Annotated in this window: 17 protein-coding genes and 5 tRNA genes; 16 read left to right on the forward strand and 6 right to left on the reverse strand. The window is 71.5% G+C overall.

Features of this window, described 5'->3' with window-relative positions:
* Positions 1-6 precede the first annotated feature (6 nt).
* The 5 genes from AMK22_RS13720 to AMK22_RS13740 all read left to right on the forward strand — a co-directional run bounded on the left by AMK22_RS13720 (position 7) and on the right by AMK22_RS13740 (position 494).
* Positions 7-78, forward strand: a tRNA-Gln gene (locus tag AMK22_RS13720).
* A 26-nt stretch (positions 79-104) separates the two neighbouring features.
* Positions 105-177 (forward strand) — tRNA-Glu (locus AMK22_RS13725).
* 61 nt (positions 178-238) lie between these two features.
* Positions 239-311: transfer RNA gene (locus tag AMK22_RS13730), tRNA-Glu, on the forward strand.
* A gap of 12 nt (positions 312-323) precedes the next feature.
* Positions 324-395: transfer RNA gene (locus tag AMK22_RS13735), tRNA-Gln, on the forward strand.
* 26 nt (positions 396-421) lie between these two features.
* Positions 422-494 (forward strand) — tRNA-Glu (locus AMK22_RS13740).
* A gap of 263 nt (positions 495-757) precedes the next feature.
* Here AMK22_RS13740 and ndgR read toward each other — a convergent pair.
* Positions 758-1,474, reverse strand: a complete 717-nt coding sequence (ndgR, locus tag AMK22_RS13745) for an IclR family transcriptional regulator NdgR (RefSeq protein WP_073784801.1) — start codon at positions 1,472-1,474, stop codon at positions 758-760.
* Positions 1,475-1,648: 174 nt separating this feature from the next.
* On the opposite strand from ndgR, the gene leuC reads away from it, so the two are divergent.
* The 4 genes from leuC to AMK22_RS13765 all read left to right on the forward strand — a co-directional run bounded on the left by leuC (position 1,649) and on the right by AMK22_RS13765 (position 4,789).
* Positions 1,649-3,079 (forward strand): 3-isopropylmalate dehydratase large subunit, encoded by a 1,431-nt coding sequence (leuC, locus tag AMK22_RS13750; protein ID WP_073784803.1) that lies wholly within the window; start codon positions 1,649-1,651, stop codon positions 3,077-3,079.
* A 5-nt stretch (positions 3,080-3,084) separates the two neighbouring features.
* A complete protein-coding gene (leuD, locus tag AMK22_RS13755) occupies positions 3,085-3,678 on the forward strand; it encodes a 3-isopropylmalate dehydratase small subunit (RefSeq protein WP_073784805.1) in 594 nt (197 codons plus the stop codon).
* Between the two features lie 104 nt (positions 3,679-3,782).
* Positions 3,783-4,010, forward strand: coding sequence for a hypothetical protein (locus tag AMK22_RS13760; protein WP_073784807.1), 228 nt, complete (start codon positions 3,783-3,785; stop codon positions 4,008-4,010).
* A 143-nt stretch (positions 4,011-4,153) separates the two neighbouring features.
* Positions 4,154-4,789 (forward strand): HU family DNA-binding protein, encoded by a 636-nt coding sequence (locus AMK22_RS13765; protein WP_073784809.1) that lies wholly within the window; start codon positions 4,154-4,156, stop codon positions 4,787-4,789.
* Positions 4,790-4,935: 146 nt separating this feature from the next.
* Here the strand turns inward: AMK22_RS13765 and AMK22_RS13770 are convergent, their stop codons facing one another.
* Positions 4,936-5,139 carry a hypothetical protein gene (locus tag AMK22_RS13770; protein ID WP_073784811.1) on the reverse strand — a complete coding sequence of 68 codons (204 nt, stop codon included), beginning with the start codon at positions 5,137-5,139 and terminating at the stop codon, positions 4,936-4,938.
* A gap of 10 nt (positions 5,140-5,149) precedes the next feature.
* Positions 5,150-5,824: a 2-phospho-L-lactate guanylyltransferase gene (gene cofC, locus AMK22_RS13775; protein ID WP_073784813.1), complete on the reverse strand. Its 675-nt coding sequence runs from the start codon at positions 5,822-5,824 to the stop codon at positions 5,150-5,152.
* 178 nt (positions 5,825-6,002) lie between these two features.
* On the opposite strand from cofC, the gene AMK22_RS13780 reads away from it, so the two are divergent.
* The 3 genes from AMK22_RS13780 (at position 6,003) to AMK22_RS13790 (ending at position 9,153) form a co-directional block, all read left to right on the forward strand.
* Positions 6,003-6,755 carry a lysophospholipid acyltransferase family protein gene (locus tag AMK22_RS13780; RefSeq protein WP_073784815.1) on the forward strand — a complete coding sequence of 251 codons (753 nt, stop codon included), beginning with the start codon at positions 6,003-6,005 and terminating at the stop codon, positions 6,753-6,755.
* Positions 6,752-7,762, forward strand: a complete 1,011-nt coding sequence (locus AMK22_RS13785) for an NAD(P)H-dependent glycerol-3-phosphate dehydrogenase (protein ID WP_073784817.1) — start codon at positions 6,752-6,754, stop codon at positions 7,760-7,762. The genes AMK22_RS13780 and AMK22_RS13785 overlap by 4 nt, the downstream gene beginning before the upstream one ends.
* 233 nt (positions 7,763-7,995) lie before the next feature.
* The gene (locus AMK22_RS13790; RefSeq protein WP_073784819.1) at positions 7,996-9,153 is read left to right on the forward strand and encodes a D-alanine--D-alanine ligase family protein; all 1,158 of its coding nucleotides are present in this window, start codon (positions 7,996-7,998) and stop codon (positions 9,151-9,153) included.
* A 160-nt stretch (positions 9,154-9,313) separates the two neighbouring features.
* Here AMK22_RS13790 and AMK22_RS13795 read toward each other — a convergent pair whose 3' ends face one another.
* Positions 9,314-9,799, reverse strand: coding sequence for a DUF3515 domain-containing protein (locus tag AMK22_RS13795; protein ID WP_073784821.1), 486 nt, complete (start codon positions 9,797-9,799; stop codon positions 9,314-9,316).
* A 20-nt stretch (positions 9,800-9,819) separates the two neighbouring features.
* On the reverse strand, positions 9,820-10,053 hold the full coding sequence (locus AMK22_RS13800) for an Lrp/AsnC family transcriptional regulator (RefSeq protein ID WP_073784823.1): 234 nt from the start codon (positions 10,051-10,053) through the stop codon (positions 9,820-9,822).
* Between the two features lie 323 nt (positions 10,054-10,376).
* Here AMK22_RS13800 and AMK22_RS13805 point away from each other — a divergent pair, with 323 nt between their 5' ends.
* Together AMK22_RS13805 and thiD are read left to right on the forward strand one after the other, a co-directional pair.
* Positions 10,377-11,348 (forward strand): thiamine-phosphate kinase, encoded by a 972-nt coding sequence (locus tag AMK22_RS13805; protein WP_073784825.1) that lies wholly within the window; start codon positions 10,377-10,379, stop codon positions 11,346-11,348.
* An 80-nt stretch (positions 11,349-11,428) separates the two neighbouring features.
* Complete coding sequence (gene thiD / locus AMK22_RS13810) at positions 11,429-12,259, forward strand: bifunctional hydroxymethylpyrimidine kinase/phosphomethylpyrimidine kinase (protein WP_073784827.1); 831 nt, start codon at positions 11,429-11,431, stop codon at positions 12,257-12,259.
* Positions 12,260-12,381: 122 nt separating this feature from the next.
* Here the strand turns inward: thiD and rpmB are convergent, their stop codons facing one another.
* On the reverse strand, positions 12,382-12,567 hold the full coding sequence (gene rpmB / locus AMK22_RS13815; RefSeq protein ID WP_030928661.1) for a 50S ribosomal protein L28: 186 nt from the start codon (positions 12,565-12,567) through the stop codon (positions 12,382-12,384).
* 256 nt (positions 12,568-12,823) lie between these two features.
* On the opposite strand from rpmB, the gene AMK22_RS13820 reads away from it, so the two are divergent.
* Together AMK22_RS13820 and recG are read left to right on the forward strand one after the other, a co-directional pair.
* On the forward strand, positions 12,824-14,446 hold the full coding sequence (locus tag AMK22_RS13820; RefSeq protein WP_073784829.1) for a DAK2 domain-containing protein: 1,623 nt from the start codon (positions 12,824-12,826) through the stop codon (positions 14,444-14,446).
* A 222-nt stretch (positions 14,447-14,668) separates the two neighbouring features.
* Positions 14,669-16,921, forward strand: coding sequence for an ATP-dependent DNA helicase RecG (recG, locus tag AMK22_RS13825; protein WP_199883209.1), 2,253 nt, complete (start codon positions 14,669-14,671; stop codon positions 16,919-16,921).
* The last annotated feature ends 36 nt before the right edge of the window (positions 16,922-16,957 follow it).

Consider the following 16,957-nt stretch of genomic DNA (forward strand, 5'->3'; position numbering starts at 1 on the left):
TTCCAGTGGGCTATGGTGTAATTGGCAACACTACGGTTTCTGGTACCGTCATTCTAGGTTCGAGTCCTGGTAGCCCAGCGCAGAAATGCAAACGCAGGAAACAAGCCCCCGTTGTGTAGCGGCCTAGCACGCTGCCCTCTCACGGCAGTAGCGCCGGTTCGAATCCGGTCGGGGGTACAGATCCTTCCCGCGAGATCGTCAGGGTAGCTCCCGTCGAACTCGATGCAGGATCGCTAGGGCCCCCGTTGTGTAGCGGCCTAGCACGCTGCCCTCTCACGGCAGTAGCGCCGGTTCGAATCCGGTCGGGGGTACTTGTATCACTGTGGGCTATGGTGTAATTGGCAACACTACGGTTTCTGGTACCGTCATTCTAGGTTCGAGTCCTGGTAGCCCAGCGCAGAAATGCAAACGCAGGAAACAAGCCCCCGTTGTGTAGCGGCCTAGCACGCTGCCCTCTCACGGCAGTAGCGCCGGTTCGAATCCGGTCGGGGGTACAACAGCAGGACGGACAAGGGCCCTTCACTCCGGTGAAGGGTCCTTCTGCTTGTGCGCGGGGCGGGTCGACCCGTGTCCGGCGCCCCGTGGCGCGTTCCCGGTGAGCAGGGGGTGTCGTTCGGTCATGTCCGGTGCCTGTGAGGGGACTTGGCTCCGGCGGAGAACGGGATGGGGCCGCCACGACGCTGGGGCGGCCGGGGGAGGAGTCGCACATCCGCGGGAGAGTGCGCGACGGGGTGTGCGAGCGAGGAGCGTACGGCCGTCAGCCGTTCCGGCGCAGGGCCTCGCTGAGTCGCGCGGCCGAGTCGATGACCGCCTGGGCGTGCATCCGGCCCGGGTGGCGGGTCAGCCGCTCGATGGGTCCGGAGACCGAGACGGCGGCGACCACGCGGTTGGAGGGACCGCGCACCGGCGCCGAGACCGAGGCCACGCCCGGCTCGCGCTCGCCGATCGACTGGGCCCAGCCCCTGCGCCGCACGCCCGAGAGCGCCGTCGCCGTGAAGCGGGCACCCTGGAGGCCGCGGTGCAGGCGCTCCGGCTCCTCCCAGGCCAGCAGGATCTGGGCCGACGAGCCGGCCTTCATGGTGAGCGTGGAGCCGACCGGCACGGTGTCCCGCAGACCGGACAGCCGCTCCGCCGCCGCCACGCAGATCCGCATGTCGCCCTGGCGCCGGTAGAGCTGCGCGCTCTCGCCCGTGATGTCACGCAGATGCGTGAGCACCGGCCCGGCCGTCGCCAGCAGACGGTCCTCGCCCGCCGCCGCGGCCAGCTCGGCCAGCCGGGGGCCGAGGATGAAACGGCCCTGCATGTCCCTCGCCACCAGACGGTGGTGTTCCAGTGCCACGGCGAGTCGATGGGCCGTGGGTCGTGCGAGCCCGGTCGCCGCGACCAGCCCGGCGAGGGTGGCCGGGCCGGACTCCAGGGCGCTCAGTACCAGAGCCGCCTTGTCGAGAACGCCGACGCCGCTAGAGTTGTCCATACGACGATACTCCCGTCTCACTCTGTGAAACGCAAGTTCAATTTTCGGCAGAAGTTGCCAACCTGGAAGGGCGGCCGCACAACGGCCCGCGGCCACCGCCCCGCTCGGGGGTCCGGACGGTGGCGCACCACATCTCTAGTTGGGCCGGCGAAGACGCCGGCCGGAGGGAAAGCGATGGGTAGGACACTCGCGGAGAAGGTCTGGGACGACCACGTCGTCCGGCGCGCCGAGGGCGAGCCCGACCTCCTCTTCATCGATCTGCACCTGCTGCACGAGGTCACCAGCCCTCAGGCGTTCGACGGCCTCCGCCAGGCCGGCCGCCGGGTGCGGCGCCTCGACCTCACCATCGCCACCGAGGATCACAACACCCCGACCCTCGACATCGACAAGCCGATCGCCGACCCGGTCTCGCGCGCCCAGCTGGAGACCCTGCGCAAGAACTGCGCGGAGTTCGGGGTACGGCTGCACCCGCTGGGCGACGTCGAGCAGGGCGTCGTGCACGTGGTCGGCCCCCAGCTGGGCCTGACCCAGCCCGGCACGACGGTCGTGTGCGGCGACTCCCATACGTCCACGCACGGCGCGTTCGGCGCGCTGGCGTTCGGCATCGGCACCAGCCAGGTCGAGCACGTCCTGGCCACCCAGACGCTGCCGATGGCCCGCCCGAAGACCATGGCGATCACCGTCGACGGCGAACTGCCCGAGGGCGTCACCGCCAAGGACCTGATCCTCGCGATCATCGCCCGGATCGGCACCGGCGGCGGCCAGGGCTACATCATCGAGTACCGCGGCTCCGCCATCGAGAAGCTCTCGATGGAGGCCCGGATGACCGTCTGCAACATGTCGATCGAGGCCGGGGCCCGCGCCGGCATGATCGCCCCGGACGAGACCACCTTCGCCTATCTGAAGGGCCGCGACCACGCCCCGCAGGGCGAGGACTGGGACGCGGCCGTCGCGTACTGGAAGACGCTGCGCACCGACGACGACGCGGCCTTCGACGCCGAGGTCGTCATCGACGCCGCCGAACTGGCGCCGTTCGTCACCTGGGGCACCAACCCCGGCCAGGGTGCGCCCCTGTCGGCCAGCGTCCCCGACCCGGCTTCGTACGAAGACGCATCGGAGCGGTTCGCCGCCGAAAAGGCCCTGGAATACATGGGGTTGACCGCCGGGCAGCCGCTGCGCGACATCAATGTGGACACCGTCTTCGTCGGTTCCTGCACCAACGGCCGGATCGAGGACCTGCGGGGCGCGGCCGCCGTCCTGGGTGGCCGCAAAGTCGCCGACGGCGTACGGATGCTGGTCGTCCCGGGCTCCGTCCGCGTCGCCCTCCAGGCCGTCGAGGAGGGCCTGGACAAGGTCTTCACCGCCGCGGGCGCCGAGTGGCGGCACGCCGGCTGCTCGATGTGTCTCGGCATGAACCCCGACCAGCTGGCCCCCGGCGAGCGCTCCGCCTCCACCTCGAACCGCAACTTCGAGGGCCGGCAGGGCAAGGGCGGCCGTACACACCTGGTCTCCCCGCAGGTCGCCGCCGCCACCGCCGTGCTGGGCCACCTGGCCTCGCCCGCCGACCTGTCCGACGCCGACGTCCGTACGCCCGCTGGAGTCTGAGAGACATGGAAGCCTTCACCACGCACACCGGCCGGGCCGTCCCGCTGCGCCGCAGCAACGTCGACACCGACCAGATCATCCCCGCCCACTGGCTGAAGAAGGTCACCCGCGACGGCTTCGAGGACGGGCTCTTCGAGGCATGGCGCAAGGACGCCGACTTCGTCCTCAACCGCCCCGAGCGCGACGGCGCGACGGTCCTGGTGGCCGGTCCCGACTTCGGTACCGGTTCGTCCCGCGAACACGCCGTGTGGGCGCTGCAGAACTACGGCTTCAAGGCCGTCATCTCCTCCCGGTTCGCCGACATCTTCCGTGGCAACTCGCTGAAGAACGGCTTGCTGACCGTCGTGCTCGACCAGGACACCGTCGACCGGATCTGGGCGCTGACCGAGGCCGACCCGACGGCCGAGATCACCGTCGACCTGGAGGCGCGGCAGGTCCGCGCCGAGGGAATCACGGCGGACTTCGAACTCGACGAGAACGCCCGCTGGCGTCTGCTGAACGGGCTGGACGACATCAGTCTCACCCTTCAGAACGAAGCGGACATCGCGGCGTACGAGGCGGCCAGGCCGGCCTTCAAACCGCGTACGCTCAAGGTCTGAGCAGGACGTTTCCATGACTGCGCCCTCTGCCTCCCGGCAGGGGGCGCAGTCGCTTGTTGAGACCCCGTCGGGCGACAACTCGCCCCAGATGGCACAATCGGTGCATGGAACGCGACAGCCAACTCGAGCTTTACGGCCAAGTCGCCGACCGATTGAAGGAAGCGCACACAAGAGTGCGCGCACTGCAAGTCCCGGAGGGCGTACGGATGGCGCTGTCCCGGAAGCTGTTGGTCATCACGGCCGCGGCTAAGCACGATCTCCCGGATGCGGCAAGGCGTCTGGACCGGTTGATGAAGGACCTCGACGAGGGCCGACTCCCCGAAGGTGAGTGACTCTGCGGAACGACGCAGCGGTCGACTTCGTTGCGGCACTAGGGTGATTAGCCCGTTTCGTGTTTGATTTGCGGTATATATCTGCCTAACGTGCGAAAACGCTTGAACACTTTCGTTCTGGCAATGTCTCCGAAGGGGAAGACGTGAACAAGGCGCAGCTCGTAGAAGCGATTGCCGACAAGCTCGGCGGCCGTCAGCAGGCCGCGGACGCCGTCGACGCGGTGCTCGACGCGATCGTCCGTGCGGTCGTCGCGGGGGATCGGGTCTCGGTCACAGGCTTCGGCTCGTTCGAGAAGGTCGACCGCCCGGCCCGTTACGCCCGCAACCCGCAGACGGGCGAGCGGGTGCGGGTCAAGAAGACCTCGGTGCCGCGCTTCCGCGCGGGGCAGGGCTTCAAGGACCTGGTGAGCGGCTCGAAGAAGCTCCCCAAGCATGACGTGGCCGTGAAGAAGGCGCCCAAGGGCAGCCTCTCGGGCGGTCCTTCCACCCGTACGACGGCCAAGGCCGCGGCCAAGAAGGCCGCCGCGAAGAAGGCCGTGGCGAAGAAGACCACCGCGGCGAAGACCGCCGCCGCCAAGAAGGCCGCCGCGAAGAAGACCACTGCGGCCAAGAAGACGACGGCGGCGGCGAAGAAGACCACGGCGGCCGCGGCGAAGAAGACGGCGGCGGCGGCCAAGAAGACCGCGCCGGCCAAGAAGGCCACGGCGAAGAAGGCGCCCGCGAAGAAGACCACGGCGCGCAAGACCACGGCGAAGAAGACCACCGCACGGAAGAAGTGAGGCCGAGCAGCGCAGGCCGCTCGTACGCGCCGGGCCGGGTTCCTCTCGGGGAGCCCGGCCCGCGGCTGTTACGGGGCCCGCGGCCCCTCAGGGAGCCTGCGGCCCGTCATGGAGTCCGTGGTGTGCCGTGGAGGAGCCGCGGCCGTTCAGAACGTCTGCAGGGTCACCAGTGTGATCCGCAGCTCCGCGCCCTCGCCGGTGCCCTCGATCCGCACCCGCTGCCCGGGGCGCAGCAGCCGCAGGCCGCCCGCGTCGAAGGCCCGGGAGTCGAACTCCACCGGGGTGCCGTCGTCGAGGAGCACGCTGCCGGAGCGGGTCTCGGGGTCGTACGTGTACGCGGTCGCCTGCATGGACGGCAGCCTATCGGTCCGCCGGTGCGGCGCCGGTGGCCCGGCATCCCGCCGTGTGCGGGCCGACTCCCAGGCCGAGGGCCGCGCGCAGATCCTCACCGGTGTCCACGTCCTGGCGTACCGAATCGATGCCGGTCAGGCCGACTTCCACCGCGCCGGAGTCGAGGTGCCGGGCCCGGGAGGGGCCGCCGAAAAGCGGGTGCAATTCCGCCCCGGGCGCGGCCGACAGGAATGTCGTTCCGATTCCCGCCGCATCCGTGACAAATGCGCGGGGAAATGCTGCGGCGAATTCGAGGACCCGGGACAATTCGGCGGGACGGAGTGCGGGGAGGTCCGCGCCCAACGCGGCGAGGGGTGCCCCGGGGCGCCGGGACCTTACTGTCCGCGCGCCGTGCGCCAGGGCGGCGTTGAGCCCCCGGCCCGGTTCGTCGGGCACGACGTTCGCGCCGAGCGTCGCGAGCGCCGCACCGGCCCCGGGATCGTCCGTGACGACCACCACATCCCGTACCGCCGGGCAGGACAGGGCGGCGGCCACGGTGTCCCGGGCGAACGCGAGGGCCAGTCGCGGGCGCAGCGCGTCGCCGGTCGTGGGCGTGAGCCTGCTCTTGGCCAGGGCCAAGGGCTTCAACGGGACCACCAGGGTCCAGGAACCGGTCGGGCCGGCCGGGTCGGTGTTCGTGGCGATCTCCCCCTCGCTGCGCGTCGCCGCCTATTCTCGCCTGCCGGCGCGAGAACCCGAGGAGTCGGTCCGGAAAGCGGGGCGTACGGTGTTCTCGACAGAGCAGGGGCCTGGGGCGAGACTTGACCGTCAGTAGCCAGGCAGAGTCCAGGCAGAGTTCAGGTCCTTAGAGGAAGGTGTCCGAGTGTCCCGCCGCAGAATCGGCTTCTGGTACCGCCTGGCGGCGGTCATCGCGAAACCGCCGCTGGTGGTTCTGTTCAAGCGTGACTGGCGGGGAATGGAGCACATTCCGGCCGATGGCGGATTCATCACCGCGGTCAATCACAACTCTTATCTGGACCCGCTCTCCTATGCCCATTTCCAGTACAACACCGGACGCGTGCCGCGTCTTCTCGCGAAGGCCGGCCTCTTCAGGACGCCCTTCGTCGGGATGATGCTGCGCGGCACCGGGCAGATCCCCGTGTACCGCGAGACGTCCGACGCGATGGACGCCTTCCGCGCCGCCGTCGACGCCATCGAGCGCGGTGAGTGCGTCGCCTTCTACCCGGAGGGCACCCTCACCCGGGACCCCGAGATGTGGCCGATGGCCGGCAAGACCGGAGCGGCCCGCGTGGCGTTGCTCACGAGGGCCCCGGTCATCCCGGTCGCACAGTGGGGCGCCAATCTGGCGGTGCCGCCGTACGCCAAGGAGAAGAAGATCCGGCTCTTCCCCCGCAAGACGCTCCAGGTGCAGGCCGGCCCGCCCGTCGACCTCTCCCGGTTCTACGACAGACAGCCGACGCCCGAGGTCCTGCGCGAGGCCACCGAGGTCATCATGGCCGCGGTGACCGAGCAGCTGGAGATCGTCCGGGGCGAGAAGGCCCCCGCGCAGCCGTACGACCACCGCACGGCCCGTGCGGAACAGCGCCGCAAGGCCGAAGGAGAGGGACCCAAGTGACGCACCCCACGAAGGCGGCCGTCTTCGGAACCGGCTCATGGGGTACGGCCTTCGGCATGGTGCTCGCCGACGCCGGCTGCCAGGTCACCCTCTGGGGCCGCCGTGCCGAGGTCGCCGAGGCCGTCAACACGACCCGTACCAACCCGTACTACCTGCCCGGGATCGAACTCCCCGCGTCGCTCCGGGCCACCACGGACGCCGTCGAGGCGCTGGACGGCGCCGACTTCGCCGTGCTCGTCGTGCCCTCGCAGACCCTGCGCGCCAACCTCGCCGACTGGACCCCGCATCTCGGTTCCGAGACCGTCCTCGTCTCGATGATGAAGGGCGTCGAACTCGGCACCGCGAAGCGGATGAGCGAGGTGATCGAGGACGTCACCAAGGTCTCCGCGGACCGCATCGCCGTCGTCACCGGCCCCAACCTCGCCAAGGAGGTCGCCGAACGCCGCCCGACCACGGCGGTCGTCGCCTGCCGGGACGAGTCCGTGGCCCGCCGCCTCCAGGCCGCCTGCCACACCTCGTACTTCCGCCCGTACACCAACACCGACGTCGTCGGCTGCGAACTCGGCGGCGCGGTCAAGAACGTCATCGGTCTCGCCGTCGGCATCGCGGACGGCATGGGGCTCGGCGACAATGCCAAGGGCTCGCTGATCACGCGGGGGCTCGCCGAGACGACCCGGCTCGGCCTCGCCATGGGCGCCGACCCGCTCACCTTCTCCGGGCTCGCGGGCCTCGGCGACCTGGTGGCGACCTGCTCCTCGCCGCTCTCGCGCAACCACACCTTCGGCACCAACCTCGGCCGGGGCATGACCCTCCAGGAGACGATCGCGGTCACCAAGCAGACCGCCGAAGGCGTCAAGTCCTGTGAATCGGTGCTGGATCTGGCACACAGGTACGACGTCGACATGCCGATCACCGAGACGGTCGTCGACATCGTCCACGGGGGCAAGCAGCCGGTGGTCGCGCTGCGCGAGCTGATGGCGCGCAGCGCGAAGCCCGAGCGGCGCTGAGACCGGGGCGGCCCGAGTTCCGCACGGTGCCGGTCCCGCTCGGCGCCGTGAGCCGGCAGGCGCCGACCACGTGTACGGCGTGGGCGGCGCGCAGGGCGTGGGCAGCCGGGGGAAGGGCGCGCCGGGCGGCGGGTTCCGGGGCGCGCGGTGCGGTGAACGGCGTCCGCCGCCACCGCTCCGACGGCCCCGGCCGCGCTGACGCGCGTGGTACCAGCAGGTACGCTCAACGCGATATGAGCAGCGAGAACCTCCCCCAGAGCCCGGAGCGGCAGCTCCGCAAGCCGCGCGTGGCCGTCGTGTTCGGCGGCCGCAGCTCCGAACACGGCATCTCGGTCGTCACGGCGGGCGCCGTCCTGAGCGCCATCGACCGGACCAAGTACGACGTCCTGCCGATCGGCATCACGACCGACGGCCGCTGGGCGCTCACCGCCGACGAACCCGAACGCATGGCCATCGCGGACCGCAGGATGCCGGACGTGGCCGAACTGGCCGAGTCCACCGAGGGCGGCGTGGTGCTCTCCGTCGACCCCGGCAGCCGTGAAGTGACGTACAGCGAGCCCGGCTCGGTGCCCAAGGCGCTCGGCGAGGTCGATGTCGTCTTCCCCGTGCTGCACGGCCCGTACGGCGAGGACGGCACCCTCCAGGGGCTGCTGGAGCTCTCCGGTGTACCGTACGTCGGCGCGGGGGTGCTCGCCTCGGCGGTCGGTCAGGACAAGGAGTACATGAAGCGGGTCTTCACCTCGTTCGGGCTGCCGGTCGGCCCGTACCTCGTGGTGCGCCCCCGCGAGTGGGACGCCGATCCGTCCGCCGTCCGCAAGCGCATCGTGGACTTCGCCGGGGACCACGGCTGGCCGCTGTTCGTGAAGCCCTCCCGGGCCGGTTCGTCCTTCGGCATCACCAAGGTCGACGATCTGTCCGGGCTCGACGAGGCGATCGAGGAGGCCCGCCGCCACGACCCGAAGTTCCTGGTCGAGTCGCTGCTGCGGGGACGCGAGATCGAGTGCGGGGTGCTGGAGTTCGAGGACGGGCCGCGTGCCAGCGTGCCCGCCGAGATCCCTCCGGTGACCTCTCACGACTTCTATGACTTCGAGGCCAAGTACATCGATTCGGCCTCCGGGATCGTGCCCGCCCCGCTCACCGAGGAGCAGACCGCCGAGGTCCAGCGCCTGGCGATCGAGGCGTTCGAGGCCGTGTCCTGCGAGGGCCTGGTGCGCGCCGACTTCTTCCTCACCGAGGACGGCGATTTCGTGATCAACGAGATCAACACCCTGCCCGGCTTCACCCCGATCTCCATGTATCCGCGGATGTGGCGGGAGAGCGGCGTGAGCTACCCGGAACTGGTGGACCGGCTGATCCAGGCAGCGCTGAACCGGCCGACCGGCCTGCGCTGAGACGGCGCCGTCCACGCGCGGTGCGTGTGCGGTCCGCGCGGGGCGTGCGCGCCGTCCCGCAGGGCGTGTGTTCCACGGACGGCGCCCGCGCCCTGCGGCGCACGTACCCGCGCACGCCCCTGTACGGCGCCACGGAGCGTGTGACACCCCGCCGCCGGGGTCAGAGGGCGGCGGGCACCGTCTTCAGCACGGCCGGGCCGAACGCGGCCAGCGGGCTCGCGTCATGGGCGTACGCCTCGGAGAGCCGCACCTCGACGTACGCCTTGCGGTAGGTGGTCGTGAACAGCGGGCCGCCGTCGTCCTGCTGCTCCAGCATCCAGTCGACGCCGTTCGCCTCGACGGCCTTGGACGAGGGGTCGTCCATCTTCGCGGGCCGGGGGACGCCGCAGCGCAGTACGATCGCTCCGTCCCCCCACTGGGCGGTCAGTTCGGACTTCGTCGCGGTGTCACCGCGGTCGAGTCCGGCGACGGTCTCAGGCAGCTCCTCGTGCAGCGCGCGGCAGTACGCCGCGGCTTGCGCGGACGGCGTGGGAATCGTGACCGGCGGGGCCGCGTCCGAGGAACAGCCCACCGCGGCCAGCAGCAGCGCGGCGACGGACGGACCGAGAAGCACGGGATGGCCGAGACGGCGGCATGGTGATGTCACCGGCCCAGCGTAGACGGGGACTACAGATGGACGACCGGGCAGGTCAGGGTTCTGGTGATGCCTTCCACCTGCTGGATCTTCGCGACCACCATGCGGCCGAGTTCGTCGACCGTGTCGGCCTGCGCGCGCACGATCACGTCGTAGGGGCCGGTGACGTCCTCCGCCTGGATCACTCCCGGAACACCAGAGATGGTTTCGGCGACGGTCGACGCCTTGCCCACCTCGGTCTGAATGAGGATGTACGCCTGTACCACGGAACCTCCAGGGCGGCCACGAGGATCATGTGGGGGAAAGGGACGCCACGGTATCGCGTCGCCGCGGGCCGCGGGGAGACCCGGGGGCCGGTTGCCGCCCACAGCGTGGCACGGGCACGGCTCGAGTTGACGTATGCCTTGACAGTACCGACAGCAATGACGGCCCGCGACCGCTGGCCCGGCGGCGCGGGAGGGGGTGGGGCGCGCCGACGGGAACCGGTGCAGACTGCTCCCTGCGGCGGCGGCCGGTCCACGAACCGGATCCCGGGCCGTCGAGGCGGCCCGGGCGACCGTCCGGCGCGACAGATGAGAGGTGGGACTCGGTGAAGGGAACCGTGGGCGAGTTGGGGGAGTTCGGGCTCATCAGGGAGTTGACGTCCCGGCTCACCACCACTCCGGCGGTACGGCTCGGTCCCGGCGACGACGCCGCGGTCGTCTCCGCTCCCGACCGCAGGGTCGTGGCCAGCACGGACATCCTGCTGGAGGGACGGCACTTCCGCCGTGACTGGTCGACGGCCTACGACGTCGGCCGCAAGGCCGCCGCACAGAACCTCGCCGACATCGCCGCCATGGGCGCCGTGCCGACGGCGCTGCTGCTCGGCCTGGTGGTCCCGGCCGAACTCCCGGTCACCTGGGCCGGGGAGCTGATGGACGGCCTCCGCGACGAGTGCCAGGTCGCCGGAGCGGCCGTGGTCGGCGGGGACGTGGTGCGCGGCGACATGATCACCGTCTCGATCACCGCGCTCGGCGATCTGCGCAACCACGAACCGGTCACCCGGTCCGGAGCCCGGCCCGGCGACGTCGTCGCCGTGACCGGCTGGCTCGGCTGGTCCGCCGCCGGATACGCCGTCCTCTCGCGTGGCTTCCGCTCGCCCCGCGCCTTCGTCGAGGCCCACCGGCGCCCCGAACCGCCGTACCACGCGGGCCCCGCCGCCGCCGGGCTCGGCGCCACCGCGATGACCGACGTGAGCGACGGACTGGTCGCCGACCTCGGGCACATCGCGGAGGCCAGCGGCGTCAGGATCGACATCCGCTCCGGCCTCATCGACATCCCCACGCAGATGTCCGACATCGGTCAGGCCGTCGGCGTGGACCCCCTCCAGTGGGTGCTGACCGGGGGAGAGGACCACGCGATCGTCGCCACGTTCCCGCCGGACGTGAAGCTGCCCGCTCGCTGGAAGGTGATCGGGGAGGTCCTCAACTCCTCGGCGCTGCCCCAGGTGACGGTCGACGGGGCGCCCTGGACCAGCAAGAGCGGCTGGGACCATTTCGGGGGCATAGAGGACGCCCGGTGATCCGGAGCGCCGAAGTCGTCGCCCGCCGCCGGGCATCGCCCCGTGGCAGGGGCGCGACGAGCGCCCAGTAGATTCGGGACATGCTCATACCCGCCCCCACGCCTGTCGCCGTGCCCGTCACCGCGCCCGCCCGTGTGCTCACCGTCGCCGGATCCGACTCCGGCGGCGGCGCGGGCATCCAGGCCGACCTGAAGACGATGACGGCGTTCGGCGTGCACGGAATGAGCGTGCTGACCGCCGTCACCGCGCAGAACTCCCTGGGGGTGCAGGGCGCCTGGGAACTGCCGGCCGAGGCGGTGCGCGCCCAGTACCGCGCCGTGGTGGACGACATCGGGGTGCAGGCGGTGAAGACCGGCATGCTGTCGTCGGCCGCGCTCGTGGACACCGTGGCCGGACTCCTCGCCGGCACGGACGCCCCCGTCGTCGTCGACCCGGTCGGGGTCTCCAAGCACGGAGATCCGCTGCTGGCCGCCGAAGCACTCGACTCCGTACGCACGCGGCTGCTGCCGGTCGCCACGGTCGCCACCCCGAACCTGGACGAGGTGGCGCAGCTCACCGGGGCGACCATCACGGACGAGGCCGGGATGCGGCGGGCCGCCGACGCGGTCCTGGGCTTCGGGCCGCGCTGGGTCGTCATCAAGGGCGGCCATCTGCCGGGCGACCCCGTCGACCTCCTGACGGACGGCGACCGGGAACACTGGCTGCGCGCACCCAGGCACGACAACCGCCACACCCACGGCACCGGCTGCACCCTCGCCTCGGCGATCGCCTGCGGGCTGGCCCTGGGACACGACGTGCCCACGGCGGTGCGGAACGCGAAGGAGTACGTCACCGGGGCGATCGCGGCGGGCTTCCCGCTGGGTGCCGGGATCGGACCCGTCGACCATGGCTGGCGGGCGCGCGGCGTGTGAGCGGTCCCGCGCGCCGTGGACGGCCCCGCGCCCGGCCGTGGCGCGAGCGCACAACAAAAAGCCGGTCCACCGAGATGGACCGGCTTTTCGGGCAACCGGAAGGCTGCGCTACGACGGGAACGTCAGCGCGCGACCTTGCCGGCCTTGATGCACGAGGTGCAGACGTTGAGCCGCTTCGGCGTCCGACCGACCACGGCACGCACGCGCTGGATGTTGGGGTTCCAGCGACGGGACGTACGGCGGTGCGAGTGCGAAATGTTGTTGCCGAAGCCCGGCCCCTTGCCGCAGACGTCGCAGTTGGCAGCCACGGGTCACTCCAAAGACTTCAGATGCACTTACAGTGAATTCCGGCGCGCCGGAATCATATGACTGAAGTGGCGGTACCGGAGGAATGGCCCGACTCTCATCGGGCAACCGAAGCAGCATACAACGACCGCTTCGGCAGAACGAAACTACCATGGCTTTTGCCGCCCCGGTCCCGCCCGTCCCGGCCTGGGACGGCCGCGCGGGGACTACTCTGCGGTGCAGCCGACCCCCACCGGCCGATTCCGAGGAGGACCACAGGTGCCACACCCCGCCGACGACCTGGACGCCGTCGCGGTGCGCACCTGGTGCTCGCTGGCCCTGGAGGCGCTGGGCCGGGAGCGCGCGGCGATCGACGCGATCAACGTCTACCCGGTCGCCGACGGGGACACCGGCACCAACCTCTATCTGACCGCGGAGTCCGCGGTCCGGGCCGTCGAGGCCGTCTTCGCCGCCCACGAGACCGGTACGACCGTGCCCGCGACCGCCGACGCGGTACGGGCCATGGCGCACGGGGCGCTGATCGGCGCCCGGGGGAACTCCGGCACGATCCTGGCCCAGCTGCTGCGCGGGATGGCCGGGGTGCTGGCCGACGGACACGACGCGCATCACCTGCTCCGGGCGCTGTCCGCCGCCGCCGTCGCCGCCCGACGGGCCGTCGCCCACCCCGTCGAGGGCACCGTGCTCACCGTGGCCGACCGGGCCGCCGAGGCCGCCGCGCGCACGGCGGGCGTCCCCGGGACCGCGGCGGTGGCGCGGGCGGCGTACGAGGGGGCGCGAGCGGCCCTGGAGGCGACCCCCGGGCAACTCGCGGTGCTGGGCCGGGCCGGGGTCGTGGACGCCGGGGGCCGGGGCCTGGTGACGGTGCTCGGGGCACTCGTCGAGGCGGTCTCCGGGCGGGCGCCCGAACCCGCGTACGCCGCCGGGCCGGTGGCCCCGCTGCCCGTCGCGCCGGTGCCGGGGGACTGCGCGGCGGGCGGACCGGCGTTCGAGGTCATCTACCTGCTGGAGGCGGACGACGACGCCGTGGACCGGCTGCGCGCGCGGCTCGACGGGCTCGGCGACTCGCTGGTGGTGGTCGGCGGCGACGGACTGTGGAACGTCCATGTGCACGTCGACGACGCGGGCGCGGCGGTGGAGGCGGGTGTCGAGGCCGGGCGCCCGTACCGCATCCGGATCACCCACTTCGGCGCGGACCGGGTGCCGCCCCCCGCCGAACCCGTGCAGCGTGCCGTCGTCGTGGTGGTCCCCGGCGAGGGGCTGCGCGGCCTGTGCGAGGAGGCCGGGGCGACGACGGTTCTGGCGCGCCCGGGGGAGCCGCCCGCCAGCGGCGAGATCGTCGACGCCATCCGCCGGGCGCACGCCCGCGAGGTCGTCCTGCTGCCCAACGACGCCGAGTTGCGGCACACCGCCGCTGCCGCCGCCGAGCAGGCCCGGGCCGAGGGGGTCAGGGTCGCCCTGATCCCGACCCGGGCCGCCGTCCAGGGCGTCGCCGCCCTCGCCGTCCACGAACCGGGCCGCAGCTTCGACGAGGACGTCGTGGCCATGACCGCCGCGGCCGGTGCCGCCCGCTACGCCGAACTCGCCGTCGCCGAACGGCAGTCGTGGACCATGGCGGGCATCTGCCAGGCCGGCGACGTGCTGGGGCTGATCGACGGCGACGTCGCGGTCATCGGCCAGGACGTGCCGGAGACCGCCCGCGGCGTGCTCGACCGCATGCTGGCGGCGGGCGGCGAACTGGTCACCCTCGTCCTGGGCGAGGACGTCCCGGACAGCCTGGCCGAGGCGCTGGAGGAACACGTGCGCGAGGGGTATCTGGCGGTCGACACGGTGGTGTACCGGGGCGGCCGGCAGAGCGCCCCGTTGCTGATCGGGGTGGAGTAGCCGCCCACCGCCGGCCCGCCGGACGGTGCCGCTCGGTGAGTGTCCGTGCACGGGACGGCGGACCACGGACGAGGTGTCCCCGCCCGGCCCGTCTTTGCTGTCGCCGTGCCCGGGGACGGCGCCCGGACCGGCCGCCGACGGAGGCACGGTCACTGCCCCGAGCAGCGGAATCGGACGCTCCGGGTGGTGCGCGTCCAGCATCTGTCAGTGGTGTGGTGTGCAATGGATCGCGTGTCTGCGTTCGATGAACCCCTCAGGAAGCTGCTCGGCGGAGCCACCGCGAAGGTGATGGCCGACCACCTCGACCTGCACACGGTCGGTGATCTGCTGCACCACTACCCGCGGCGGTACGAGGAGCGCGGCCGGCTCACGGCGCTGACCGATCTCCCGCTGGACGAGCACGTGACGGTGGTCGCCCAGGTCGCCGACGCCCGCGTGCTGACGTTCAACAACGGCCGCGGCAAGCGGCTCGAAGTGACCCTCACCGACGGGCACGGCCGCCTCCAGCTGGTCTTCTTCGGCCACGGGGTCCACAAGCCGCACAAGGAGCTGCTGCCGGGCCGGCGGGCCATGTTCGCGGGCAAGGTGTCCGTCTTCAACCGGAAGCTCCAGCTGGCCCATCCCACGTACCAGCTGCTGGACGTCCAGGACACCGACGAGGCCGCGGAGGCGGTGGACGCCTTCGCCGGGCGGCTGCTGCCGATCTACCCCGCCTGCAAGCAACTGGACTCGTGGCGGATCGCGAAGGCCGTCGATACCGTGCTGCCCGGTGCTCAGGAGGCCGTCGACCCGCTGCCGCCCGCGCTGCGCGAGGGCCGTGGATTCGCCTCGCTCCCGGAGGCGTTGCTGAAGATCCACCGTCCGCAGACCAAGGCGGACATCGCCCTCGCCCGGGACCGCCTGAAGTGGGACGAGGCGTTCGTCCTCCAGGTCGCGCTGGCCCGTCGTCGCTACACGGACACCCAGCTTCCGGCCGTGGCCCGCAGGCCCCGGTCCGGCGGGCTGCTCGACGCCTTCGACGCCAAGCTGCCCTTCACCCTCACCGAGGGCCAGCGGAAGGTCTCCGCCGAGATCTTCGACGACCTGGCGACCGAGCACCCGATGCACCGGCTGCTCCAGGGAGAGGTGGGTTCGGGCAAGACCATGGTCGCGCTCCGCGCGATGCTGGGTGTCGTCGACGCGGGCGGGCAGGCCGCCATGCTGGCCCCCACCGAGGTGCTCGCCCAGCAGCACCACCGCTCCATCACCGAGATGATGGGGGAACTGGCCGAGGGCGGGATGCTGGGCGGCTCCGAGCAGGGCACGAAAGTGGTGCTGCTCACCGGTTCCATGGGCGCGGCCGCCCGCCGCCAGGCCCTGCTGGACCTCGTCACCGGTGAGGCCGGGATCGTGATCGGCACCCATGCCCTGATCGAGGACAAGGTGAAGTTCCACGATCTGGGCCTGGTGGTCGTCGACGAACAGCACCGTTTCGGCGTGGAACAGCGCGACGCCCTGCGCTCCAAGGGCAAGCAGCCGCCGCACCTGCTGGTCATGACGGCCACCCCCATTCCCCGTACGGTCGCCATGACCGTCTTCGGCGACCTGGAGACCTCCGTGCTCGACCAGTTGCCGGCCGGCCGTTCGCCGATCGCCAGCCATGTCGTGCCCGCCAAGGACAAGCCGCACTTTCTCAGCCGCGCCTGGGAGCGGGTCCGCGAGGAGGTGGAGAACGGCCACCAGGCGTACGTGGTCTGCCCCCGCATCGGGGACGACGCCGACGACGAGGCGTCGGCCGGGAAGGCGAAGCCCCGGAAGAAGGCCGCCGACGGCGCGGACGGCGCAGAGAACGGCGAAGACGGCGGGGACGACGGCGAGAAGCGCCCGCCGCTCGCCGTCCTGGACATCGCCGAACAGCTCGCCAAGGGCCCCCTGACCGGTCTGCGCGTCGAGGTCCTGCACGGCAGGATGAACCCCGACGACAAGGACGAGGTGATGCGCCGGTTCGCCGCGGGGCAGGCCGACGTCCTCGTCGCCACCACCGTCATCGAGGTCGGGGTCAACGTCCCCAACGCCACCGTCATGGTGATCATGGACGCCGACCGGTTCGGCGTCTCCCAGCTGCACCAGCTGCGCGGCCGGGTCGGCCGCGGATCGGCCGCCGGACTCTGTCTGCTGGTCACCGAGGCCCACGAGGCCGGTCCCGCCCGTGCCCGGCTCTCCGCGGTCGCGTCCACCCTCGACGGTTTCGAACTGTCCCGGATCGACCTGGAGCAGCGGCGCGAGGGCGATGTCCTCGGCCAGGCCCAGTCCGGGGTGCGCTCCTCCCTGCGGGTGCTCACCGTCATCGACGACGAGGAGGTCATCGCCGCCGCCCGCGAGGAGGCCTCGACCATCGTCGCCGCCGACCCGGAGCTGGAGCACCTGCCCGAGCTGCGGACCGCGCTGGACGCCCTGCTGGACAAGGAGCGCGAGCAGTACCTGGACAAGGGCTGAGGGGGGGTGAGCCCGGCCGGGGGACGGGAGAGCGGG

It is taken from the genome of Streptomyces sp. CB01580 (genome assembly GCF_001905795.1).
In the GTDB taxonomy this organism is placed as follows: Bacteria; Actinomycetota; Actinomycetes; order Streptomycetales; family Streptomycetaceae; genus Streptomyces.